Source organism: Granulicatella sp. zg-84 (assembly GCF_010892375.1).
GTDB lineage: Bacteria > Bacillota > Bacilli > Lactobacillales > Aerococcaceae > WM01.
Map to the genome: position 1 here is coordinate 47,483 of NZ_WNJX01000002.1, position 26,349 is coordinate 73,831.

General features: G+C 33.0%; 22 protein-coding genes and 2 tRNA genes. 23 read left to right on the plus strand and 1 reads right to left on the minus strand.

What is annotated here, in order from left to right:
- The first annotated feature begins 247 nt into the window (after positions 1 to 247).
- The 16 genes from GMA06_RS00800 to GMA06_RS00875 all read left to right on the plus strand — a co-directional run bounded on the left by GMA06_RS00800 (position 248) and on the right by GMA06_RS00875 (position 20,527).
- Positions 248 to 1,225, plus strand: a complete 978-nt coding sequence (locus GMA06_RS00800; RefSeq protein WP_163546147.1) for a glycosyltransferase family 2 protein — start codon at positions 248 to 250, stop codon at positions 1,223 to 1,225.
- A 510-nt stretch (positions 1,226 to 1,735) separates the two neighbouring features.
- Positions 1,736 to 2,860, plus strand: coding sequence for a glycosyltransferase family 4 protein (locus GMA06_RS00805; protein WP_163561376.1), 1,125 nt, complete (start codon positions 1,736 to 1,738; stop codon positions 2,858 to 2,860).
- Positions 2,857 to 3,816: a glycosyltransferase gene (locus GMA06_RS00810; RefSeq protein ID WP_163561377.1), complete on the plus strand. Its 960-nt coding sequence runs from the start codon at positions 2,857 to 2,859 to the stop codon at positions 3,814 to 3,816. Before GMA06_RS00805 ends, GMA06_RS00810 begins: the two co-directional genes overlap by 4 nt.
- A 3-nt stretch (positions 3,817 to 3,819) precedes the next feature.
- Complete coding sequence (rfbA, locus tag GMA06_RS00815; RefSeq protein ID WP_163561378.1) at positions 3,820 to 4,689, plus strand: glucose-1-phosphate thymidylyltransferase RfbA; 870 nt, start codon at positions 3,820 to 3,822, stop codon at positions 4,687 to 4,689.
- A gap of 11 nt (positions 4,690 to 4,700) precedes the next feature.
- Positions 4,701 to 5,267, plus strand: coding sequence for a dTDP-4-dehydrorhamnose 3,5-epimerase (gene rfbC, locus GMA06_RS00820; protein ID WP_163561379.1), 567 nt, complete (start codon positions 4,701 to 4,703; stop codon positions 5,265 to 5,267).
- A gap of 16 nt (positions 5,268 to 5,283) precedes the next feature.
- Positions 5,284 to 6,312, plus strand: coding sequence for a dTDP-glucose 4,6-dehydratase (gene rfbB / locus GMA06_RS00825; RefSeq protein ID WP_163561380.1), 1,029 nt, complete (start codon positions 5,284 to 5,286; stop codon positions 6,310 to 6,312).
- A gap of 98 nt (positions 6,313 to 6,410) precedes the next feature.
- Positions 6,411 to 7,067 carry a uracil-DNA glycosylase gene (ung, locus tag GMA06_RS00830; protein WP_163561381.1) on the plus strand — a complete coding sequence of 219 codons (657 nt, stop codon included), beginning with the start codon at positions 6,411 to 6,413 and terminating at the stop codon, positions 7,065 to 7,067.
- A gap of 103 nt (positions 7,068 to 7,170) precedes the next feature.
- A complete protein-coding gene (gene pth, locus GMA06_RS00835) occupies positions 7,171 to 7,734 on the plus strand; it encodes an aminoacyl-tRNA hydrolase (RefSeq protein ID WP_163561382.1) in 564 nt (187 codons plus the stop codon).
- Positions 7,735 to 7,745: 11 nt separating this feature from the next.
- Positions 7,746 to 11,201, plus strand: coding sequence for a transcription-repair coupling factor (mfd, locus tag GMA06_RS00840; protein WP_163561383.1), 3,456 nt, complete (start codon positions 7,746 to 7,748; stop codon positions 11,199 to 11,201).
- 132 nt (positions 11,202 to 11,333) lie between these two features.
- The gene (locus GMA06_RS00845) at positions 11,334 to 12,395 is read left to right on the plus strand and encodes a MazG nucleotide pyrophosphohydrolase domain-containing protein (RefSeq protein WP_163561384.1); all 1,062 of its coding nucleotides are present in this window, start codon (positions 11,334 to 11,336) and stop codon (positions 12,393 to 12,395) included.
- Entirely contained in the window at positions 12,392 to 12,664 is a 273-nt protein-coding gene (locus GMA06_RS00850; protein ID WP_163561385.1) for an RNA-binding S4 domain-containing protein, read from the plus strand. Before GMA06_RS00845 ends, GMA06_RS00850 begins: the two co-directional genes overlap by 4 nt.
- Before the next feature lie 148 nt (positions 12,665 to 12,812).
- Positions 12,813 to 13,199, plus strand: a complete 387-nt coding sequence (locus tag GMA06_RS00855; RefSeq protein WP_163546126.1) for a MarR family transcriptional regulator — start codon at positions 12,813 to 12,815, stop codon at positions 13,197 to 13,199.
- Between the two features lie 56 nt (positions 13,200 to 13,255).
- Positions 13,256 to 14,650: a cation:dicarboxylase symporter family transporter gene (locus GMA06_RS00860; RefSeq protein WP_163561386.1), complete on the plus strand. Its 1,395-nt coding sequence runs from the start codon at positions 13,256 to 13,258 to the stop codon at positions 14,648 to 14,650.
- A 243-nt stretch (positions 14,651 to 14,893) separates the two neighbouring features.
- Positions 14,894 to 17,521, plus strand: a complete 2,628-nt coding sequence (adhE, locus tag GMA06_RS00865; protein WP_163561387.1) for a bifunctional acetaldehyde-CoA/alcohol dehydrogenase — start codon at positions 14,894 to 14,896, stop codon at positions 17,519 to 17,521.
- Positions 17,522 to 17,787: 266 nt separating this feature from the next.
- On the plus strand, positions 17,788 to 19,872 hold the full coding sequence (locus tag GMA06_RS00870; protein ID WP_163561388.1) for a hypothetical protein: 2,085 nt from the start codon (positions 17,788 to 17,790) through the stop codon (positions 19,870 to 19,872).
- Between the two features lie 10 nt (positions 19,873 to 19,882).
- The gene (locus GMA06_RS00875) at positions 19,883 to 20,527 is read left to right on the plus strand and encodes an ABC transporter ATP-binding protein (protein WP_163561419.1); all 645 of its coding nucleotides are present in this window, start codon (positions 19,883 to 19,885) and stop codon (positions 20,525 to 20,527) included.
- A gap of 124 nt (positions 20,528 to 20,651) precedes the next feature.
- On the opposite strand, the gene GMA06_RS00880 is transcribed toward GMA06_RS00875, so the two are convergent.
- A complete protein-coding gene (locus tag GMA06_RS00880; protein ID WP_163561389.1) occupies positions 20,652 to 21,545 on the minus strand; it encodes a haloacid dehalogenase-like hydrolase in 894 nt (297 codons plus the stop codon).
- A 107-nt stretch (positions 21,546 to 21,652) separates the two neighbouring features.
- On the opposite strand from GMA06_RS00880, the gene GMA06_RS00885 reads away from it, so the two are divergent.
- The 7 genes from GMA06_RS00885 (at position 21,653) to cdaA (ending at position 26,348) form a co-directional block, all read left to right on the plus strand.
- A complete protein-coding gene (locus tag GMA06_RS00885) occupies positions 21,653 to 22,087 on the plus strand; it encodes an 8-oxo-dGTP diphosphatase (protein WP_163561390.1) in 435 nt (144 codons plus the stop codon).
- 15 nt (positions 22,088 to 22,102) lie between these two features.
- Positions 22,103 to 23,947 carry a DNA mismatch repair endonuclease MutL gene (gene mutL / locus GMA06_RS00890; protein WP_163561391.1) on the plus strand — a complete coding sequence of 615 codons (1,845 nt, stop codon included), beginning with the start codon at positions 22,103 to 22,105 and terminating at the stop codon, positions 23,945 to 23,947.
- Between the two features lie 27 nt (positions 23,948 to 23,974).
- Complete coding sequence (locus tag GMA06_RS00895; protein ID WP_163546119.1) at positions 23,975 to 24,328, plus strand: Spx/MgsR family RNA polymerase-binding regulatory protein; 354 nt, start codon at positions 23,975 to 23,977, stop codon at positions 24,326 to 24,328.
- 9 nt (positions 24,329 to 24,337) lie between these two features.
- Entirely contained in the window at positions 24,338 to 24,682 is a 345-nt protein-coding gene (locus GMA06_RS00900) for a glycine cleavage system protein H (RefSeq protein ID WP_163561392.1), read from the plus strand.
- 174 nt (positions 24,683 to 24,856) lie between these two features.
- Positions 24,857 to 24,937, plus strand: a tRNA-Tyr gene (locus tag GMA06_RS00905).
- A 20-nt stretch (positions 24,938 to 24,957) separates the two neighbouring features.
- Positions 24,958 to 25,029, plus strand: a tRNA-Gln gene (locus GMA06_RS00910).
- 476 nt (positions 25,030 to 25,505) lie between these two features.
- Positions 25,506 to 26,348, plus strand: a complete 843-nt coding sequence (gene cdaA / locus GMA06_RS00915) for a diadenylate cyclase CdaA (protein ID WP_205422897.1) — start codon at positions 25,506 to 25,508, stop codon at positions 26,346 to 26,348.
- Position 26,349 lies beyond the last annotated feature (1 nt).

A 26,349-nucleotide genomic window follows, 5' to 3' on the forward strand; every position in this document is an offset into this window, starting at 1 on the left:
CTTTTAATTTAAGAGAAAATTGCCTTTTTGTCTACATGAAATTAGGGTTGCTGGCTTATGCCATTAACCCTAAAAATTATACAACCATAATTACTTTTGGTTAAATTTTTAAGCTGAATATGATATAATGATTTTCGTCTAAATAGAAAAAATCTATTATTTGAATAGTACTATCAATATTGTTATTAAAAAATTTTGGTCGTTTTTTGTTTTCTAGTATTGGAAGATAATAAAAATAAAGGAGAAAATAGTAGTGGAAAATCCAATATTATATATTGTTATTCCTTGTTATAACGAAGAAGCTGTCTTACCTCATACATTTCCGCTTTTTAGTCAGCAATTACACTATTTAATGGATAATGGATATGTTAGTCCTTTAAGTCGTATTTTGTTTGTTGATGATGGAAGTAAAGATAAAACATGGGACTTAATAAGACGGTACTCACAGGAAGAATGGGTAGAAGGGATTTCTCAAAATAGAAATAGGGGACATCAGTCTACCGTTTTGGCAGGTATGATTGAGGCTGCTGACTTTGCCGATATTGTAATTACGATTGACTGTGACGGACAAGATGATATTTGTTGTATGACAGATATGGTTCAAGCATATAAAAATGGAGCCGAAATTGTTTATGGTGTTCGTAAGGATCGATCAACAGATACGTTCTTCAAACGATTTACAGCGGAAAAATTTTATAAACTTTTATCCAAAATGGGTGGTGAAGTTATATATAATCATGCGGATTATCGTTTAATGTCAAAAAAAGCGATACTTGCTCTTTCTGAATTTAAGGAAGTTAATATTTATTTACGAGGATTAGTTCCTTTAATTGGTTTTAATCATGCGGTTGTTGAATACAGCCGTAAAGAAAGAATGGCTGGAGAAAGTCATTATCCTTTAAGCAAGATGCTAGGATTAGCTTTTGACGGTATTACAAGTTTAAGTGTTCGTCCAATTCGTGTTATTACAGTTTTAGGTGTGTTAACGTCTATAATAAGTTTCATCTTTTTGATTTGGAGTATTGTGAGTTATTTTTTTGGTTATACTCTAGTAGGATGGACAAGTATGATATCCATTATGAGTTTTTTAGGCGGTATCCAATTGATTTCCATTGGTATTATTGGAGAATATATTGGGAAAATTTATTTAGAAACGAAGGCAAGACCTCGATATATGATTGATAGAAAAACAAAAGGCATGAGAAAAGAGTCATGTGAAAAATAACAAGAATGTTTTAAAAATCGATGGTATAGTATTTTTGTGACTAAATGGATGATTGACGCCGTTTGTTTTATAGGATAAAGGTTCTGTTTAAATAGAACTAAATAATGCAATTTAACGAAGAACTATTAATTCATGATGAGATTAATTTATCTTATTTGCAAATTTTGTTATATCCATATAAATCAAGTGATATCCGGATATTTTAATGAGGTTTTATAATTTAAGTATAAGAATACTAATTGTAAATCGTTTATTTAAAAACAAGGAAACTGATAGAAAAGAAACATCTGCACTATTAGCTGATCAGGTTGCTTTATTTTGATTACTAACACTATTTGACATAGAACAGTATCATTTTGGTTGCTGTCACAGCTTTTTTTGTTTCTTTGTTTATTAGTATTTGAATATTATTTTCATTGTTTTATAACCTTACTTTGACATCATTACGATCAATGTTATAATATTTTATAATATAAATAAAGGAAAAGTGACGATATGAGAGCCGTTTGTGTGAGTAATTTTAATTATTATGGATTACGGATTCAATACATTCAAACATATTTAGAACAAAAGGGATATGATGTCACGTATGTGACAGGAGATTATGATACGATGAATCGCCAAAAATATACGTTGGCAATTTCTAATATAGTGCAGATTCCTTTGATACAATATAAAAAAAATATTTCGTTTGAACGTATCCATTCGCACTATGCTTTTGCTAAAAAAGTCTATCAACAATTAGAAATGATTCAACCAGATGTTATATATGCTATGGTACCTCCAAATTTTGTGGCACATTTTATTGCGAAATACAAGAAAAAATATCCGAGTGTTCGTGTTATTTTTGATGTGTTTGATATGTGGCCGGAAACGTTTCCGTCAGGTTCTTCAAAAACGCTACTTTCTCTTCCTTTTTATTGTTGGCAAACATTACGGACAAAAGCTTTAAGCAAAGCAGATTATGTTTTTAGTGAGTGTGATTTATTTAAAGAGAGATTAAAAGAAATACAGCCAACATTAAATGTTCAAACATTATATCCTTGTAAAGAAAATTGTGATGAGGATATTGCGTATACACCAGAGGAAGATGTACTGCCTTTATGTTATCTAGGTTCTATCAATAATATTATTGATATTGATAAAATCGAAGAGATGATAAAAGTATTGAGTGAGTATAAACCAATCACACTTCATGTGATTGGTAATGGAGAGAAAAAAGAACAATTTATTGAAAGGTTATCGGTATTTTGTCAACATATTTATGACTATGGGAATGTGTATGATGCAAAGAAAAAACAGGATATTTTTAATCAATGTGCCTTTGGTATCAATATATTAAAACCCACTGTTTTTATCGGATTGACATTAAAAACATTGGATTATTTAAATGGTGGATTGCCATTGTTGAATACTGTATCTGGAGATACCGAGCGTTTAGTGTTTGAGTACAGTATTGGAAAAAACATAAAAAAAGAGAACATTGATAATATTCAATCTTTAACATCAGATGATATATTACAAATGAAATACCGAGCTAAAGATGTGTTTATGCATTATTTTAATCAGCGTGAATATAATCAGCGATTAGATGAGTTGTTGGGCGATGTGTTCACAAAGGAGAACGATAGATGAAATCAGTAGGTATTGTCGTAGCGACATATAAGCCAAATATGACTTATTTAGAGGAACAGTTCAAAAGTCTTGAAGAACAGACGTATCCTAATTATCACATTTATATTAGAGATGATAGTGCAGATGATGATTATTTTAAACAAATCGCCACATTAGCGACAACTATTTTCACAAGACCATTTACGATTGTGCAAAATGACGTCAATATGGGAAGTACAAAGACTTTTGAGTTATTGACAAGTGACTGTCAACAAGAGTATATTGCTTACTGTGATCAAGATGATAGATGGCATCATCAAAAAATAGAAAAATTAGTATACAAACTTGAACAAGAAAAAGCATTACTTGTTTACTCTGACTTAGCGATTATTGATGAAAATGGACAATTTGTGTCGTCGAGTTTTGCTACTGTGAATAAACGTATTTACCATGTATATGGAGATAACACGTTCTCGTTTTTTATTCGAAGAAATTGTATGCCTGGCTGTTCCATGCTAATGTTAACAGAGATTGCTAAAAAAGCGATGCCGTTTTATGAAGAGTATGTGCATGATCATTGGTTAGCTTTAGTCGCTGCAAGCATGGGGCGTATAGCTTTTATAAAAGAACTTTTAATTGATTATCGTTTACATCAGCATAATCAAATTGGTAAAGCTATTCTAAAAGGGATTGATACTGTTGATGATTATATTCCTTTAAAGTTAGTCCCCGAACAAGATAAGTTTCGCGCTTTAGCATTGCGATTTGGTAAGACGTATCAAAAAGAGATTGATAAAGAATTATCGTTTGTCGGTCAACGAATACAAGCATTTCAAACGAGAAAATTCAAAGATATTTGGTCTTTAACAAAGTATTTAAAAGAAGATAAAACGTTAGTATTATTTGAAATAGCGTTAACGATATTACCGAAATATCTTGGTAATAAAATGATACGACGTATAAAATCAGGAGGTTAATAAATGAAAGGAATTATTTTAGCAGGAGGTAGTGGCACACGTTTGTATCCAATTACAAGAGCTGTTTCTAAACAGTTAATGCCTATTTATGACAAACCAATGATTTATTACCCACTATCTGTTTTAATGTTGGCGGGTATTCGTGAAATTTTAATTATTTCCACACCAACAGATACACCACGTTTTGAACAACTTTTTGGAAATGGACACGAACTTGGGTTAGATATTTCATATAAAGTACAAGAAAGTCCAGATGGTTTAGCACAAGCGTTTATTTTGGGAGAGGACTTTATTGGTGATGACTCTGTTTGTTTAATTTTAGGAGATAATATTTATTATGGTGGTGGGCTATCTAAAATGGTTCAACGTGCAGCTTCTAAAAAAGAGGGTGCAACTGTTTTTGGCTACCATGTAAATGATCCGGAACGTTTTGGTGTTGTGGAATTTGATGAAAATATGACAGCTGTGTCTATTGAAGAAAAACCAGAAAAACCAAAAAGTAATTATGCAGTAACAGGCTTATATTTCTATGACAATCAAGTTGTTGATATTGCTAAAAACATCAAACCATCTTCTCGTGACGAATTAGAAATTACAGATGTTAATAAAGCTTATTTAGAAAAAGGGCAATTATCTGTTGAAATTATGGGGCGTGGATTTGCGTGGTTAGATACAGGAACGCATGAATCATTACTTGAAGCATCTACGTTTATTGAAACGATTGAAAAACGTCAAAATTTAAAAGTGGCATGTTTAGAAGAAATTGCTTACCGTATGGGTTATATTACGAAAGAACAAGTTTTAGCATTGGCTGAACCATTGAAAAAAAATGAGTATGGAAAGTATTTACTACGTTTAGTAGAGCATGAATAAGAGGACAAATCATGAAAGTAACGACAACAAAATTACAAGATGTCAAAATTATTGAGCCAGCTGTTTTTGGAGATCATCGTGGATTTTTTACAGAAAGTTTTTCAGAAAAAGATTTTAAAGCAGCGGGTATCAATACGGATTTTGTGCAAGACAATCATTCTTTATCCGCACAAGCAGGTGTTTTAAGAGGATTGCATTTTCAAAAAGGAGAGGCAGCTCAAGCAAAATTAGTTCGTGTGGTAACAGGAGCTGTATTAGATGTTATTGTTGATATTCGGAAAGGAAGTCCTACTTATGGGCAGTGGGAAGGATATATTTTGTCCGAACATAATCATCGTCAATTATACGTGCCAAGAGGATTTGCACATGGTTTTGTCACATTAACACCAAATGTAAATTTCTTGTATAAATGCGATAATTATTATGATGCACAAGCTGATGCAGGTATTGCGTTTGATGATCCTGATTTAGCGATTGATTGGCCAGTAAATATTGAAAAAGCTATTTTATCTGAAAAAGATAAAAAGCACCCAACTTTAAAAGAATTTGAAACAGAAAATCCATTTGTATATGGATAAATATAAGGAGAATAAGATGAAGCATATTATTGTGACAGGTGGTGCCGGATTTATAGGATCAAATTTCGTGCATTATGTTGTAAACAATCATCCAGATATTCATGTAACTGTATTGGATAAATTGACTTATGCCGGAAATCGTGAAAACTTAAAAGGATTACCTGAAGATAGAGTAACACTTATCGTAGGAGATGTTGCAGATGCAACGCTTGTGGATGCATTAGTACAAAAAGTAGATGCTGTCGTACATTATGCAGCAGAATCACATAATGACAATTCCTTGAAAGATCCATTTCCGTTTGTACAAACAAATATTATTGGAACATATACATTGATTGAAGCGTGTCGCAAATATGATGTACGTTATCATCATGTTTCTACCGATGAAGTTTATGGAGATTTGCCTTTACGTGAAGATTTACCTGGACATGGGGACGGTGTTGGAGAAAAATTTACATCTGAAACACCTTATAATCCGTCTAGTCCGTATTCATCAACAAAAGCAGGTTCCGACTTATTAGTTAGAGCATGGGTACGCTCATTTGGGCTAAAAGCAACTATTTCAAATTGTTCAAATAACTATGGACCGTATCAACATATTGAAAAATTTATTCCACGTCAAATTACCAATATATTAAGTGGTATTAAACCTAAATTATATGGAGAAGGAAAAAATGTACGTGATTGGATACATACCAATGACCACTCTAGTGCCGTGTGGACTATTTTAACAAAAGGTCGTCTTGGAGAAACCTATTTAATCGGTGCAGACGGTGAACAAGATAATAAAACAGTCGTTGAATTGATTTTGGAGTTAATGGGACAACCTAAAGATGCTTATGAACATGTAAATGATCGTGCGGGCCATGATTTACGCTATGCGATTGATGCTACAAAATTACGTGAAGAATTAGGCTGGGTACCTCAATATACAGATTTTCGCTCTGGATTAGCAGATACGATTCAATGGTATCAAGAAAATAAAGATTGGTGGAAAGCTGATAAAGAAAGTGTCGAAACAAATTACGCGAAAAATGGGCAATAAGTAAAATTGTGTTGGAAGATTTTTCAACACAATTTTTATCGAATAAAAGACTATATACGGTTGTTTTGTTACTGTAATGAGAGAAAAGGAGTGGGTGTATGACGACTTGGCATGATGTTTTGGCGCAAGAAAAAGAAAAAGAGTATTTTAAACAAGTAATGACATACGTTTCAGAAAGACGGAGAGTAGCAACGGTTTTTCCGACCAAAGAAAATATGTTTCATGCGTTAAAATTAACTGAATATGATAATGTGAAAGTTGTTATTTTAGGACAAGATCCATATCATGGAGAACATCAAGCGCACGGATTAAGTTTTTCCGTTCAAGAAAATATCGACTTTCCTCCGTCGCTACAAAATATTTTTAAAGAATTAGTAGACGATATTGGTTGTTTAATGCCTACTCAAGGAAATTTAACAAAATGGGCACAGCAAGGTGTTTTGTTGTTAAATACCGTATTGACTGTCGAAAAAGGGCAAGCGCACAGCCATAAAGACAAAGGATGGGAAATATTTACGGATAAAGTAATTTCTGTATTAAATGATCGTCAAAAACCAGTCGTTTTTGTGTTGTGGGGACGCCCTGCTCAATCTAAACAAACGCTCATTACAAATCCGCAACATATCATACTAACAGCACCACATCCTAGTCCGTTATCAGCCTATAGAGGCTTTTTTGGGAGCCGACCATTTAGCCGAATCAATGAATATTTACGTGCTTTACATATAGAGCCGATTGACTGGACATTGTCGTAAAAACATAGTATGATAATATTTCCTAAAGAAGAATAAATAAACACGCATAAAAAGATACATGTGTATCTTTTTATGCGTCTATGTGTATGTATAGAGGTTGAAGATGACAAAAATGATTATTGGATTGGGAAATCCTGGAAGAGAATATGAAGGTACGAAGCATAATATCGGTTTTATGGTCTTAGATAAATGGGCAGAAACAGAACGAGTGACATTTCATAAAACAAAACATAAAGCGCTATTTACAGAGTTGTTTATCAATGGTGAAAAAGTCATTCTGGTTAAGCCACAGACATATATGAATTTATCTGGTCAAGCTGTGAAACCTTTAATGGATTATTTTCAGCTTGATGTGGAAGATATTGTGGTCATTTATGATGATATGGATTTACCTATCGGAAAAATTCGATTAAGACAAAAAGGTAGTGCTGGTGGACACAATGGCATTAAAAGTTTAATAAGCAGTTTACAAACACAAGAATTTAACCGTGTTAAAGTAGGTATAGGAAGACCTTTATCTTTTGAAACGGTTACGCAACATGTATTGTCTAAGTTTTTAGGCATTTATCAAACAGAGGTTGAAACCTCAATCGACAAGACCATTCAAGCTATGCGACATTGGATAGAGAAAAAATCTTTTGTGTTGACGATGAATGATTTTAATTAGTGGAGTAAAAGATGGAGTTATTAGAGAAATTAGTCAATCAAACAGAATTATTGGATAATCAATTAGTATTGGGATTATCTGGTGCTGCTAAAAGTTATGTGATTTCTAAAATTAAGGAACGACACAATGTGCCTATTTTATATGTTACATATAATTTATTACAAGCAACGTATGTATATCAAGATTTATTAACATTATTGCCCAATGAATCAGTGTATTTATTTCCAGTTGAGGAAACCATTGCCGCTGAATATGCAACTGCTTCAAAAGATTTAGTGTCACAAAGAGTAGAAGTTTTAGACTTTTTAACAAAACAAAAAAGTGGTGTTGTCGTATTACCATTATCTGCATTAAGACATCGTTTATCGCCTAAAACTTTATTTAAAGAAAGTGTGCTATCTATTTCTGTTGGAGAAGAGTGGCATCTTGATGCGATTATTAAAATATTGCATACAATGGGATATATACGTGAAAAATTAGTAGAATCTCCGGGTCAATTTAGTGTACGTGGAGGTATACTAGATATTTTCCCTTTAACACATGACCAACCATTACGACTTGAGTTTTTTGATACGGAAATTGATTCTATTCGACAATTTGATGCGGAAACACAAAAATCTATCGAGGTGTTGGACAATGTCACAATTTTACCTGCGTCAGATATTTTATTTGATGAAGAAGTGTTAGAAAATGCAGTTTCAACGATTGGAAAAAGTAAACAAAAAGCAATTAAAAAAATAACAGATGAAACACTTGCTGATAGTATACATGTGTTTTTTGACGGGTTGGTTCAAAGGATAGAGCATCATGAACTACCGGAGCATCCTGCGCTGTACATGGACTTAATCTATCCAAATATTAGTATTTTAGATTATTTAGATGAAAAAGGCTTGGTTGTTTTAGATGAGTACGCTCGACTAATCGAGCAAGAAAAAACGAGTTTATCAGAAGAACAAGATTGGTTGTTGCACAAAGTAGAACAAGCCGTGTTACTGCCTACGCAAGAGTTGAAATTAGATTTTAAAGAAATTATCAAAAAAGATACGCATAAAAAGTTATATTTTTCTAATTTGCAAAAAGGATTAGGTCGTATTGCATTTTCTGAAATTTATTCATTCCAATATCGAAGTATGCCACAATTTTTTAGTCAAATGCCGTTGATTAAAAATGAAATGGAACGATTTACTAAACAACAGATGACTGTTGTCGTGTGTGTATCGGATATGAAACGTGCTGAAAAAGTGAGTCAAACATTTTCTGATTTTGATATTCAAAATGTTGTGACAACATTATCCGATCTTCAATTAAGTGCAATCAATATCGTTGTGGGATCTATTCATAGTGGTTTTGAATTACCCATTGAAAAAATCGTCTTTTTAAATGAACGTGAATTATTCAATAAAGTAACAAAGACGATTGCTAAACGTCAAAACTTAACGAATGCCGAAAGATTAAAAAGTTATTCAGAATTAACAGCGGGTGATTTTGTTGTGCATGTCAGTCACGGTGTCGGAAAGTATCAAGGAATGGAAACCTTGGATATTGGCGGCGTTAAACAAGACTACATGTCAATTATTTATCAAGATGATGCCAAATTGTTCATTCCGGTTACTCAAATTCATCTTGTGCAAAAATATGTTGCATCTGACGGTAAAGATCCTAAAGTGAATAAATTAGGTGGAACAGAATGGGCGAAAACAAAGAAAAAAGTAGCTCGAAAAATAGAAGATATTGCAGATGAATTGATTGAGTTATATGCAAAACGTGAAAGTGAAGTCGGTTTTGCATTTAGTAAAGATTCTAAAGAACAGCACGACTTTGAAGAGGCCTTTCCTTATGCGGAAACACCCGATCAGTTGCGTAGTGTTAAAGAAATTAAACACGATATGGAGAAGGCGAAACCAATGGATCGTTTATTGGTTGGAGATGTTGGTTATGGGAAAACAGAAGTTGCGATGCGTGCTATTTTTAAAGCTGTTCAAGACGGCAAGCAAGTTGCTTTTTTGGTACCAACTACCGTTTTAGCACAGCAACATTATATGACGCTTGTACAACGTTTTGAAGATTATCCTATTACCATTGGTTTGTTAAGTCGCTTTAGAACGAAAATGCAACAGGAAGAAACTGTTTCGGGTATAAAAAAAGGGACGGTTGATATTGTTGTTGGAACGCATCGACTTGTTTCTAAAGATGTTGATTTTTCTGACTTGGGCTTATTGGTGATTGATGAAGAACAACGTTTTGGTGTTCGACATAAAGAAAGATTAAAACAATTAAAATCACAAGTAGATGTACTGACCTTAACAGCTACACCAATTCCTAGAACATTACACATGTCTATGTTAGGTGTGCGTGATTTGTCGGTTATTGAAACACCACCGGCAAATCGTTATCCCGTTCAAACGTATGTCATGGAACAAGATGATGCTCTTGTTAGAGATGCTATAGAACGTGAATTGGCACGTAATGGGCAAGTGTTTTATTTGTATAATCGAGTAGAGTCTATTCAAGAAAAAGCAGAGCACATTCGTATGCTCGTACCAGATGCACGTATTGCGATTGCACACGGTCAATTAAGTGAAGTGGATTTAGAAAACACATTATTATCGTTTATGCAAGGAGAATATGATGTATTAGTCACAACAACAATTATTGAAACGGGTGTTGATTTACCTAATGTAAATACGCTCTTTATAGAGGATGCTGATAGAATGGGATTGTCGCAACTCTATCAATTACGTGGGCGTGTAGGACGTACCAATCGCATTGCTTATGCATACTTTATGTATCAGCCACACAAAATGTTAACAGAAACAAGTGAAAAACGTTTAGAAGCTATTAAAGAATTTACGCAACTAGGTGCAGGATTTAAAATTGCCATGCGAGATTTGTCCATTCGTGGAGCAGGGAATTTATTAGGGCAACAACAAAGTGGCTTTATTGATTCTGTAGGGTTTGACTTATTTACAGAAATGTTAAAAGAAGCTGTTGAAGTCAAACGTACTGGAAAAGCAAAAGTTGTGAAGAATGTTGAGATTGATTTAGGAATAACAGCATATATTCCAACCAATTATGTTGAAGACGAACGACAAAAAATTGATTTATATAAACGTATTCGTACAATTGACAGTCTAGAGGATTATCGTCAAATCCAAGATGATTTGATTGATCGTTTTGGTGATTATCCTCAAGAAGTTTCTGATTTGGTAAATATTGGATTATTGAAATATTATGCTGAAAAACAAGATGTGGATAAAATCAAACGTGTTGGGAATAAAGTGTTTGTGACATATTCTAAAGAAAAATCAAGAATGTTAAGTGCACCAACATTATTTGAACAACTAGGAAAAGTGACCCTAAAAGCCCAAATCAATCAAGATAATCAACAATTATCCGTTGTTTTTGATATTACAGGCTTAGAAATATATTTATGGTTAGAAATATTACAAAAATATTTAGAAATCTAAAGTTCTACATCTTATTGTGCTGATAAAGAGAAATCAATATTGTTTTGGTAGTGAATGGCATTAGTCATTCACTGTCTTTTTATGGTGTAAAATATGCTATAATAGTGAAGATAATGTGATAAGGAGTGTTTTATGTTGAAAATAGATATTATAGGTCTAGGTGGAGGCGATTTGGAACAAATGACCGTAGGTGTTTATAAGGTCATTCAAAAAGCGATTGATGACAAACAGATCGTTTATTTGCGAACAAAAGAGCATCCAGTGATTAACACTTTAGAACAACAAGGGCTTTTATATGAAAGTTTTGATGATATATATGAACATACAGATACTTTTGAAGAAACATACGAAAAAATTGTGATGACTTTAAAACAACTGGCAAAAGAGAACGAACATATTTTATATGCTGTTCCGGGGCATCCTATGGTGGCAGAGAAAGTTGTACAGACATTGTTACAAGATAAAGAAATTGAAGTCACAATATTAGGTGGCAAAAGTTTTATTGATGACTTACTTCAAGCTGTTCAAGTAGATATGATTGATGGTTTTCAATTAGTCGATGCACTTGGATTTAAAGTGGATGATTTAGTATTGACACAATCCATTATGATTATGCAAGTATTTAATGAATATGTCGCAAGTGATGTAAAACTAGCCTTAATGGAAAGATATCCTGATGATTACCAAGTGGCATTGGTTCATGGAGCAGGAACGTCAACGGAAAAAGTAGAGTGGCTTCCTTTGTACGAAATAGATAGATTAAAAGGTGTCTACAATTTAACGACATTATTTGTTCCTGCATTAGAAAGAGATGCAGCAACCAAATCATTCCAAACATTACAAGCATATATGGATGATATTGCTAAACATGATATTTGGTTAAAAGAACAAACGCATGAAACATTATTACCGTATTTGCAAGAAGAAGTGAATGAAGTTATAATGGCAGTCGAACAAGATGATATTGATAATCTTATTGAAGAATTAGGTGATGTGTTATGGCAAGTATTGTTTCAAACAAGTGTTGCTGAATACGATGGTTTCTTTAATTTAGAAGATGTATTGGATACATTAAATCGTAAAATTAGACGACGTCATCCTCATGTTTTTGACGGTGTAAAGGTAGAGAGTGTAGAAGAATTAGATGCTTTATGGCAAAAAATAAAACAAAAAGAAAAGGATGAAAATAAATGAGATTAGACAAATTTTTAAAAGTATCCCGTATTATTAAAAGACGAACTGTTGCTAAAGAAGTAGCGGATAAGGGACGTATTTTTTTAAATGGTAATGTTGCAAAATCTAGTAGTACAGTAAAAGTAGGCGATGAATTAGTATTGGAATTTGGAACAAAAACATTGACGGTACGTATTGATAAAATCGTTGAAACAACAAAAAAAGACGAAGCGACAGATATGTATACAGTTATTCAAGAAGTCTATAAAGAAAAAGAACCCTTATTTTAAAAGATTTCTTTGAAAAATGCGGATACGATTCTATAACTAGAAATAGATTCAAAGAGAGCTGTTTGAGGTTGACAGCTTTCTTTTTTTATGTTAATTTAAATGCATGAGCATACATTTAGATAATTGTTTGTATAATGAGGTGGTATTTATGGAAAAAGATGACTGTTTACTCCAATGGTTTGCATTTACAAAAAAACAAAAAGAAGTGGAAGCAATTCTTGAGAAAGAATTAGCAGAAAAACAAAAACTGTCTTTGAAAGAATTTTATGTACTATACTTTTTAAATGAACAAGAAGAGCATAAAATGATCTTACAACAGCTGCAACAACTCGTAGGCTTAAGTCAAAGTGCCATGTCAAGAATGATTGGACGAATGGAAAGTAGTGCATGTTGTGCGTACATTAAGCGTTGTGAGTGTGAAAAAGATAAACGTTCTGTTTATATTTGTTTAACAGAAAAAGGACAACATAAACTAATAAAGACAATAGAAACGGTGACATCAATTTTAGAGGAACAATTTTCTGATACAAAATAGGCGATTGCCTATATTTATGTATATGTATGAGCATACATTTAAAAAGGAGTATGGATATGGAAAACATTGCATTTTTTACTAATTTTTTAAAAATTAGCCAGGGTATCACATTAGTAAGTATTTTTGTATTATTAGGGAGCTTATATTTTTTAAAAGTGTTACAAAAGAAAAAAGTTTCTTTTTCAACACGTATGTTAATTGCTTTAGTTTTAGGTCTTGTTTTAGGATTGGGTATTGATTTATTCGGAAGTACGCAAGGTGTTCATTATACACAGTTTGCACAAAAAGAAATTACTGTATGGTTTTCATTGCTAGGTAGTGGTGTGTTAAAACTTATTCAATTACTTGCTGTACCGATTGTATTTTTATCTATTGTAGACATTGTGACACAAGTAAAAGGAGAAAATATTAAATCATTATCTATCAAAGCATTCACGATGCTACTTGGAACAACGGCTATTTCAGCACTTGTTGCAGTAGGTGTGGTAGAGTTATTACAATTAAGTGCATCTGGTTTTGCAGGAGAATTGACAAAATCAACAGCAGATAGAATGCAAACTATTGCATCGCAAAGTTTCCCTCAATTTTTCTTAGATTTAATTCCAAATAATATTTTTAGTGTGATGACAACGAATAGTCAAATTGTATCCGTTGTTATCGTAGGAACATTAGTTGCGGGTGCCATTCGTTTCTTAAACCAAAAAAATCCAGAAGTTATTCAACCAGCAGTGTCAGTATTAATGGCATTGAAAGAAATTGTGAACAGTATGTTAAAAACAGTATTGAAATGGATGCCGTATGGTATTGTTGCATTAGTATCTAGTACGATTATTCGTAATGGGGTATCCGTTATTTCAAGTACATTTAGTTTTATTGTAGGTTTATATATCGCTGTATTTATCATGTTAGGCATTTACGCTATTATACTAGCTGTAAATGGATTAAATCCTATCACATTTTATAAAAAAGCATTTAGTACTATGGTATTTGCATTTTCTTCTCGTTCAAGTGTTGGTACATTACCGTATACACTAAATACATTAGAAGAGCAAATGGGTGTTTCTAAACAAAATGCTCGTTTTATTGCAACACTAGGAACAACGATTGGAATGAATGGCTGTGCAGGTGTATTTCCAGCGATGCTAGGTGTGTTACTTGCAAAGGCAACAGGGCAAACTCTTGACGTATCATTTATTGTTACACTTATTTTAGTTGTGACAATCGGATCTGTTGGAATTGCGGGTGTTCCAGGAACGGCAACAGTTGCTGCAACAGTAACGTTGAATGGATTAGGTTTGGGTAGTTATATGAACCAAATCGGAGCAGTTTTTGGCATTGACCCAATTGTAGACATGGGAAGAACGATGCTTAATGTAACAGGTGCATTATTGAGTAGTGTTATTGTTGATAAATGGGAAAATAAAATAGATTTAGAAACATATCATAAATAATATTTTAGGTAGCGAATGATAGTATTATTCGCTACCTTTTTAGTATATAAATACCGTGATATAAAAGGAAAAATCGGTATTTTTCTCTATTTTTGTTAAAATATTCACAATAAAAAACGGAAGCGTATACAATTATAATAGCTTTTATTATAGACTTTTTTTGAAATTTAGTATTGATTTTTCATGAAAAACATTGTATCATGTGAATGTATTAACAAATAAAAAATATAAGGAGTTTTGTTTATGGAAAAACACGAAACAACGATTTATTCAGAAATTGATACACTTGTGAAAAAGGGGTTAGAAGCACTAGAACAATTTAAAAAGCTAAACCAAGAAGAAGTTGATTACATTGTTGCAAAAGCATCTGTTGCGGCATTGGATCAACATGGTATTCTTGCGATGCATGCTGTTGAAGAAACCGGTAGAGGTGTTTTTGAAGACAAAGCAACTAAAAATTTATTTGCATGTGAGCATGTTGTGAATAATATGCGTCATTTAAAAACAGTTGGTATTATTGATGAAGATGAAGTGACAGGGATTACAGCGATTGCTGATCCAGTTGGTGTTATTTGTGGGATTACACCTACAACAAATCCGACATCAACAACTATTTTTAAAGCATTGATAGCATTAAAAACAAGAAATCCAATTATTTTTGCTTTTCATCCTTCTGCACAACAAAGTTCAGCTCATGCAGCGCGTATTGTGAAAGAAGCAGCCGTTTTAGCTGGGGCACCAAAAGAATGTGTACAATGGATTGAATCACCGTCAGTTGAAGCAACAAACACACTGATGAACCATGAAGGTATTTCAACGATTTTAGCAACAGGCGGAAATGCCATGGTAAAAGCAGCGTACTCTTGTGGTAAACCAGCATTAGGTGTGGGAGCTGGGAATGTACCAGCCTATGTCGAAAAAACAGCAGATGTTAAACAAGCAGCACATGATATTGTAATGAGTAAATCATTCGATAATGGAATGGTGTGTGCTTCTGAACAAGCTGTGATAATTGATAAAGAAATTTATCAAGACATGGTAAACGAATTGAAATCGTATCATACATATTTTGTCAATAAGAAAGAAAAAGCATTATTAGAAGAATTTTGTTTTGGTGTAAAAGCAAATAGTAAAAATTGTGCTGGGGCTAAATTGAATGCAAATATCGTTGGTAAACCAGCAACTTGGATAGCAGAACAAGCAGGATTTACAGTGCCAGAAAACACAAATATTCTTGCGGCAGAATGTTTAGAAGTTGGTGAAAAAGAACCATTAACTCGTGAAAAATTATCCCCAATTTTAGCTGTTTTAAAATCAGAAAATCAAGAAGATGGTCTGACAAAAGCAGAACAAATGGTAGAATTTCATGGGTTAGGACATTCGGCAGCTATTCATACAAAAGATGAAGCGTTAGCGAAAAATTTTGGAAAACGTGTCAAAGCAATTCGTGTCATTTGGAATGCTCCATCGACTTTTGGAGGTATTGGAGATGTTTACAATGCATTTTTACCATCATTAACATTAGGATGTGGATCTTATGGACATAACTCTGTGGGGGACAATGTTAGTGCTGTGAACTTGCTTAATATTAAAAAAGTAGGGAGACGTCGTAATAATATGCAATGGTTTAAAGTACCTTCTAAAATTTATTTTGAAAGAGATTCAATTCAATATTTACAAAAAATGAAAGATGTTGAACGTGTGATGATTGTAACCGATCATGCTATGGTAGAATTAGGGTTCTTAGATAGAGTGATTGAACAATTAAACTTGCGTCGTAATAAAGTAACGTATCAAATTTTTGCTGATGTTGAACCAGATCCAGACATTACAACAGTTGAAAAAGGTGCTGAATTGATGAAACAATTCCAACCAGATACGATTATTGCCTTGGGTGGTGGTTCACCAATGGATGCAGCAAAAATTATGTGGATGTTCTATGAACAACCAGACATTGATTTTAGAGATTTAGTTCAAAAATTCATGGATATTAGAAAACGTGCATTCCGTTTCCCTGAATTAGGTAAAAAAGCAAAATACGTAGGTATTCCAACCACATCTGGTACAGGTTCTGAAGTGACACCATTTGCTGTTATTTCTGACAAGCAAAATAATCGTAAATACCCAATTGCAGATTATTCATTAACACCAACCATTGCAATTGTCGACCCAGCGTTAGTGATGACAGTGCCAGCACATGTTACAGCAGATACAGGTATGGACGTTTTAACACATGCAACAGAAGCTTATGTATCAACAGTTGCGAATGACTATACAGACGGATTGGCGCTACAAGCGATTAAACTTGTTTTTGAAAGTTTAGAAAGCTCTGTGAAAAATGCTGATTTTGAATCACGTGAAAAAATGCATAACGCTTCAACGATTGCTGGTATGGCGTTTGCAAATGCATTCCTAGGTATTTCACATTCTATGGCACATAAAATTGGTGGACGATTCCATACTGTTCATGGACGTACAAATGCTATCTTATTACCGTATGTTATTCGTTACAATGGTACACGCCCTGCTAAAACATCAACATGGCCAAAATACAATTACTACAAAGCTGATGTGAAGTATCAAGACATTGCTCGTATGTTAGGATTGCCATGTAGTACACCAGAAGAAGGTGTTGCATCTTATGCAAAAGCCGTTTATGAATTAGGTGAAAAAATTGGTATTAACATGAGCTTTAAAGGACAAGGCGTTGACCATAAAGAATGGCAAGCTCATACCAAAGAAATTGCGCTATTAGCTTATGAAGATCAATGTACACCTGCAAACCCACGTTTAGCTATGGTATCTGATATGCAAGAAATTTTAGAAGATGCTTACTTTGGTTATGACGAAAGACCAGGAAGAATAAAATAGTGTTAAACTAGAAAAAGATAGTGACCCGTTTAAAAGGTCACTATCTTTTTTAGTTATTGCTGTTATGACATTATTTTAAATAGAACAAATATAACGTGATTGTAGGGAAAACGATTAACACGATGTAGGCTTATATCTTATGATAGATTGTTATATAAACGTTTTACAACATTTAACATATAATGTTAATATATACATATAACATATTGGATAACATTAAAATACTTTTGCTATGATAACAAGTCGGTTTAAAAGGAGGAATAAAAATGAAGAAGATACTAACTAGCTTATTGTTTGTTATGTCTATCTTTTTATGTGTAATGTTTATGCTCCACCAACAAACAATGGACCATAGAAAAATGGATGAACAATTTAATGGAGTAGATGCAAATGCTTTTCACGTCTATCACTCATCAGTCGATGTTGAAGAAATGATAAAGAAACTAGAAGAATTGTCACAGACATATAAAGTGAGTTTTTTAAGAACAGATATAGTATTTGAAAATAATGTGGATATGATGTATAAATCAGGGGTTTTTCGTGAAGACTATTTCAATGCATTAGATATTGATATGTTGTCCGGTGAAAAAGTAATCAAAAACAATCAAATTATCGCTACTTATGATACAAATATGTCAAATCAAATTGGAATCATTCGGGACTTGTTTAATGATGATAAATTGCAACTATTAACACTAGATAATCTTTATCAACAACATAAATTGATTTCTAGTGATGGTGAGTATCAATTTATAGGCAAAGTAGCGGATAAAGAAATGATTTATCAGGAATTAGCCAACGTATTCGGTGTATCAAAAGATAGCTTGTTGAAACCTTTGTATGAAAAAGGATATGATGAGGGGACATTATTTATTATTGGAGCCTTTTTATTAGTCATTGCTTTTGCGATATTTAGTTTAGTTAGTGTTTTCTATCCGATTTCTCGTTTACGTGAAATTGGAATGATGAAACTTCTTGGTGTGAAATCAATTCATATTTGGTTAGAGCTAAATAAAAGAGTAGTGTTATTTTCTATTGTGAATATTTTTACGGTATCAACCATAGCAATTATACTTATTCCAAATAGCAGTTTCAAACATTTTATAGCATTATTATGCTGGCAATTTTGTTTATTGTTTAGTTGTATGTGTCTTTCGGGAGTATCATTTATCTTAATCAGAAAAATAAGTATTTCACGTTTATTGAAAAATTTCTTGCATTTTAAATTGTCTATCCGATTTAGTTATCTTTTGAAGTTTTTTGTTTTTATAGGTTTAATAGCATTATTGCCATCAATGGTTTCTCATATAAAACAACTTTATCATGATATTCAAATTAGACAGGTGTATGAACAACAACAGCAATACATGACATTATCAAACTATACTTTTGTTTCATCAGAATTTCAAGATAGATTACAAGGGAATGACACATTAGGAGAGAAACTAGGTCAGTTATTTGTTGAATTAGAGAAAACAGCTAATGCGGAATATATCAGAATGGGTCGTATAAAATTAGACAATCAAACAGGGGAATACGTAAATATAGGAACAATCAATGAACATTATATGAAGCGGCTACCTTTTTCGATAGAAAATGAGGAAAATATTTTTACTACTCAACGTATTAGTGTTTTAGTACCAGAAATACTAAAACAAAAAGAAGAAAAAGTATTATCTCTTCTTCATTTACAATTAAAAGATTTACCAGTTCAAATAATATACTATCCAGAAAATAAAAAGCCAATTTTTTCAGAAAATATTGAAATGGAAAGGTATAACAATGGTTTTGTGATGAATCCTATCTTGATTTGTTTACAAGATAAATATGTGAATAAAGAGAGTATATTTTTAGGGAACAGTGCTATTAGTAATCCTATTAGAGTTTTAGACAATGAAAAAAATAAACAAGCTATTCAAGAGGCAATTAAACATCATCATCTTGAATTAAATCAAATCGAGTTCGCCAATGTTTTAACAACAGGTTTTTCTGATAGATTGGCTATCTCTAGTTCTTCTGTTTTTGTTTGGGTAATAGGGTCGTTTTTAGCAATAGTTGTCAGTAGTTTAGCATCTTATTTTATTCTTCTTATTATTTTAATGTCTAAGAAAAAAGAGATTTTAGTATCTAGGCTTTTAGGATATACACTCATAGATAGATATAAATTAGAATTTATATATTTTGGCTTGATATATATATTTGCTTTTGTTGAATTGATATTATTATCGTTTAGCGTTGTTACTTTACTCGTTTATAGTGTATTGGTTTTATTAGATATATTGATGATTTTATCATTGATTAAAAAAGGCGAGGGAAAAGCATTAACTTTAGCGTTGAAAGGAGAGGAATAACATGACAACATTGATAAAATTAAATCATTTAACAAAGACATTTAAACATAAAACAATTTTTGATTCATTTTCTTTAAAGATACAAAAAGGAGAAATGGTTGCTATTATTGGGAAAAGTGGTTCTGGAAAGACAACATTACTAAATATGATAGGATTGATTGAGGAGATAGATTCAGGCACCTATTTTTTGAATGGGAACAAAGCACCAAAACCAAATACGAAACAGGCTACTCAAATTATACGTGAACAAATTTCTTATTTGTTCCAAAATTTTGCTTTAGTAGATTACTTAACAGTAGAACATAATTTGATGATGGCATTAAAATATGTGAAACTATCTTTAAACGAAAAGAAAAAAATTATTCATGAAGCTTTAGAAAAAGTTGGATTACTAGATTATGAATCTTTGAAAATTTTTGAAATTTCTGGTGGAGAACAGCAAAGGGTTGCGATTGCTAGGGCAATGATTAAACCAAGTACGATTATTTTAGCCGATGAACCTACTGGCTCGTTGGATGATGAAAATAGAGATGATGTGTTAACTATTTTAAGAGAACTAAATCATTTAGGTAAAACAGTGATTATTGTCACGCACGATTCGGTGGTTGCTAAAGCCTGTGATAGAGTGATTACATTAGATTCTTTGCCGTATTAACTAAATACTACACAAGAGGTAGTATTGATATATTTATTTTGTCGTGTAAAAGGAGGATAAAAATGGTGTTTTGACACCTTAAAATGTCAAAACACCATTTTTTCATTTTTCAATGATTCTGTGATTATCTCACAACGGATTGTGCCATTTTGAAGTAAGTATGACGCTTACCGCGTACAGCGATGCTTAAAGCCATAATGTTCTCTGGCAATGGCATACGACCATATCCTCCATCGCCAATATGATGAATATCTGCTCCAATACGTTTGTTGCTTAAACCGAATGAACGTATCGTTTGTTCGTCGGCACTTTCCTGACTAGTTCCAATGGTGGACATAACCAAGCCACCTAGTTTTTTGATTTCTTGACTTGCGGCAAATGCCAATGATTCTGTGACAAATGGAACTGTTGAAACACTTGGAATTAAAATACCGTCTGCTCCAGCATGAATAAATGCTGTTAGCATATCTACATCAATAATGTTTTCCGATAATCCTGCACCATGCATTTTTCCTGCGAAAATCAAACCGTTAAAATGGTCTTTGGCAAGTACAATAGCTTTTTTAATAGCTTCCATTGAAACAGCAGTTGAAGGATTTCCTGTTAACATAATAAAATCAACACCCAATTCATTTGCTTTTTTGAACGTATCAATGCTTGCTTTACGCCCTTTCGCAATAACGATTTTCTCGTCCAAAACATCTAATGTTTCATCCACGGGTTCTAAGTTAATTCCGATAGGTCGACCTGTTAATTTCTTGATTTCTGCAATAGGATTTTCACAAGGATAAAATCCATTTATAAATTGTGTGTAGACATCGAATTCGTTTAAAACAATTAAATCTGCACCGAAAGTTGCCATTACTTCGGTATTGCTGACGCCTTCTAATAAAGGTGCAGCGGTTACAACCGTTTCAGCTAAAATGGTTCTTCCTTCGCTTGAAGATATGGCTATTTTTAAGTCTTCTTTAGAAATATTTTTTAAATCACTTGCATAACAACTAATTAAACGTTTCATGTATCCGCCTCCTCATAATATGTGTATATTTTACCATAAAAAAAGCGAGATGTATGACTTTTTTTGTCTTTTTTGGTATGCTTAATAGCATAAGAAGAGGTGCTGTGATGAATGTTATATTGACAAATATGTGTATGATTCAAGATACACATACGAAACAAGTATTGGTGCAAAATCGAGTAAAAACGTGGACTGGATTAGCGTTTCCAGGAGGCCACGTGGAACCGTTTGAAAGTATGCACGATTCTGTCGTCAGAGAAGTCAAAGAAGAAACAGGATTAGATATTTCTGATGTCGTATTATGTGGTGTCAAAGACTATGTTGATAAAAAAGGAAATTTACAAGTTGTTTTATGCTATAAAACAAGTTCTTTTTCAGGTGAATTGGTTCAAAATGAACAAGAAGGACAAGTATCTTGGATGAATTTAGAGCATTTAACACTAGAAAACACGCCGAGAGGTTTTTTAGATATGCTACCTTTGTTTTTATCGGAAAAAACAGAGTGCCACTATACATTGAATGGAGAACATATACTATATTAGAAAGTAGGTGAGATAATGGGCAAAATTCAAGAATTATCTGTTTTACTCACAAATCAGATTGCAGCGGGAGAAGTTGTCGAACGTCCCTCATCAGTTGTTAAGGAATTGATTGAAAATGCCATTGATGCCAATAGTACAAAAATTGACGTGCATATTTCTGAAGGTGGTTTGTCTAAGATACAAGTGATTGATAATGGTGATGGTATCGAACAAGAAGATGCTTTACTAGCGTTTAAACGGCACGCAACAAGTAAACTTTATACAAAAGAGGACTTATTTCGTATTAAAACATTAGGCTTCAGAGGAGAAGCTTTACCAAGTATTGCTTCTGTGTCGTATATTACGTTGGATACGTCAACAGGTGAACATTCAGGGACACATTTGGTGTTAAAAGCAGGAGAAGTCATTGAACATACGTACTCATCTTCCAGAAAAGGAACAAGTATTACTGTTGAACAATTATTTTTTAATACACCAGCACGATTAAAATTTGTAGCAACACTACAACGGGAAACAGCACATATTGCTGATTTAATCAATCGCTTAGCACTTAGTCACCCACATATTGCGTTTACATTGATAAGTGACGGGAACCAAATGTTAAAAACGATTGGAAATGGACAGTTACAACAAACGATTGCAGGTGTATATAGTCCAACAATAGCTAGACAAATGAAATATTTTGAAGCAGAAGATTTGGACTTTAAAGTCAAAGGGTATACGACTTTACCAGAAGTCACTCGATCTAATCGGAATTATATGTCTATTTTTGTCAATGGAAGATATATTAAAAATTATGCCATTTCCAATGCCATTATTGAAGGATATGAGTCCAAATTAATGATAGGCAGATTCCCTATTTCTGTTATAGATATTACAATGGATTATGCTTTGGTTGATGTTAATGTTCACCCGACGAAACAACAAGTGAGAATTAGTAAAGAAAAAGAGCTAGGGCTATTAATTAAGCAAGCTATTAGTCAAGTGATGAATGATACAGTACGTATTCCGTCAAGTATACCAAAACGATTTGTACAAGATAGTGAGCAAACGGATATTGATATTGCACCACTCATGCTAGAAACGCAAAAACCGGTAGATGATGTTCAAGAAATACCTTATGTATCATACGACAACGTACAAGATGATAGTATTTCTATTTCAAAAAATGGAAAAGACGAATTACCCGTTTTTGTCGATAATTCTCAATCCACTCATATAGAAATGGTTGAGGAAACACAAGCGTCTTATAAAACGTTAGAGAGTAAGAATCGTTTTCCAGAATTGCATTATTTTGGGCAGATGCATGGGACGTATTTGTTTGCTGAAAATCAAGATGGTCTGTATATGATTGATCAACATGCAGCACAAGAGCGTATTAAATATGAGTATTACCGTGAAAAAATTGGTGAATTGGGACAAGAAAAGCAAGGTATGTTAATGCCGTTAGTGTTAAATTACCCAATGAATGATTATTTAATGATTAAAGAAAAACAGTTGGTATTAGAAGAAGTTGGTATTACGCTCCAACCTTTTGGGCAAACAAGTTTTATTTTAGAAGAGCATCCAATGTGGATAAAAGAAGAGCAACTTGAAGATACCATTCGGGACTTGATTGCGATGTTATTGGAAAAAGGGAACGTATCTATTGCTAAGTTTAGAGAAGATACAGCGATTATGATGAGTTGTAAAAAATCAATAAAAGCAAATTATTATTTAAATGAGGAACAAGCGAGAGCGTTGTTAGTCGATTTAGCTAAATGTGACAATCCGTACAATTGTCCGCACGGTAGACCAGTATTAATTCATTTAAGTCATACCGATTTAGAAAAAATGTTTAAACGTATTCAAGATAGATAAGAGATAGAGAAGAAAAGAGGAGAAAAAATGGAAGTTTACACACATTTAACATGTTCAACGGCAAAACGTGCATTGAAATGGTTGGACAGCCAAGGGTATACGTATCATACACACAATATTAAAGAAGAAACTCCGGATAGAGCGTTTTTTGAGTATGTGTTAAAAGAAAAAGGAATGCCTGTTAAAAAAGTATTAAATACATCAGGTGAAAAATATAAAGCGCTTGGATTAAAAGACAAATTAGATACTTTATCAATTGATGAAGTAATTGATTTATTAGTCAGTGACGGTATGTTGATTAAACGCCCAGTTATTATTGAGGGGGCTTTGTTCTCGTTTGGTGCAAAAGAAGTAACGTTAGAAGAAGCATGGGGAAAGTAGGACTTTAAGATGAAATATAGTGAAAATGGTTTTTGGGTAGAAAAAATAGACACACACTATTGGTTTGGCTTATCTGAAAAAGGACAAGATGATTTGGGTGACATCGCATTTTTAGAATTTTTAAGTAAAGATACCATTAGTACGGAAGAATCTTTTATGGGTGTTGAAGCATCTAAGGCTGTGACAGAATTGACAGGGCCATTAAATGCACATGTTTTAAAATGGCATGAAGCACTAGAAAAACATCCAGAATTATTAAATAGTCAATCAAAAGATGATAATTGGATTGCGTATATTGATCAGGTTGATGATGAAGCATATCAATCTTTAAAAGATACCAGTGGTTTATCTTAAAAAGACGAAATAAAGATACCGTTTAATTTATGCGAGAAGGTATACTAATGTTCTTCATTGATAAACATAAAGACAAAAGTAGATTTATTATTAAAAATAAATGAATTTAAAAAAAGGTATTGCCAAGTATAAAAAAATAGTATAGAATATTCGAGTATTGTGTTTGAGAGCAACGGGGAGATAGCGAAGTGGCTAAACGCGGCGGACTGTAAATCCGCTCCTTAGGGTTCGGCAGTTCGAATCTGCCTCTCCCCATTTTTCAATACAATAATGATTGGGGTATAGCCAAGCGGTAAGGCAACGGACTTTGACTCCGTCATTCGTTGGTTCGAATCCAGCTACCCCAGTTTTGACTTGTGCAATCGTACAGGTCTTTTTTTGTGTTTATTTTGGCTTATAGTATTTGGTGTTGGTGGCTTCCAAAAGGAAGTCACCAACACCTTTTCGTTTGTAGGCTTTATGCCGAATCATTTTGGTACAGAGAAATAGTGAGCATATAGGTAGTGAATGGTACTCGTTGTTTTTTATGATGTACTAGGAAAATGTGGTTCTTTGTTAAATGATGGGTTTTACAGTAAATAGTGTTGGTAAATAGAAATTATCCGTATGATTTTGTTTTTCGTTAAAAATAAAAGCAGAGTGTATCGTGAATATGGTGCAACACCACGAATTTGTGGTGCTGCACCATAGTGGTTTTTTGTAGGTTTATTTGTATAAAAATAGCTTGGTCATAAGTGTTTAAAAGCTTGAATATGAATATTTCTACAACGATTGGGTTAAAATGTGGTATACTGTATATGATATTTTTCAAGGAGTGGCGAGTGTGGATATAAATAATTTATTATCTTTAAGTAATTTATCTTATGTCATTGATGTTGTTATTGTGACGTATTTGATTTATTTGTTAATTACATTTTCTAAAAACACACGAACAATCAATGTTTTAAAAGGTGTGTTAGTCATTGTTTTAATTAAGTTTGTAAGTAATTTATTACATCTTTTGATGATGAGTTGGATTATTGATCAAGTCATTACATGGGGTGTGATTACAGTTGTGATTATTTTCCAACCGGAAATCAGACGAGCATTAGAACAACTGGGGCAAAACAATTTTTTCAAAAAGAAAAAACAAGATGCACAGTCAGAAACGCTGTATGTGATTGATGCACTAGAAGAAGCAACACAATATTTAGCTAAGCGGAGCATTGGTGCGTTAATTAGTATTGAGAAACAAAGTTCATTACATCCGTATATTCAATCTGGTGTCAGCGTAGATGCACATATTTCTAGTCAACTGTTAATCAATCTATTTATTCCAAATACACCACTACACGACGGAGCAGTTATTATTAAAGAAAATCGAATTGTTGCGGCAAGTTGTGTGCTACCACTATCTGAAAATCCAAATATTCCACAAGAATTAGGGACAAGGCATCGTGCAGCTATTGGCTTAAGTGAAGTGAGTGATGCTCTAACACTTATTGTTTCTGAAGAAACGGGACATATTAGTGTTACACATCATCAAGATATTCATCGGAACTTGACAAAAGAAGAATTACGACGTATTTTAGAAAGTCATTTGAATCATGAACAAATTGGCATAGCTAGTGCAAAAGGGCACTTCCTTAAAAAAATAATGGAATTTTTAAAAGGGGGAGAACACTAGT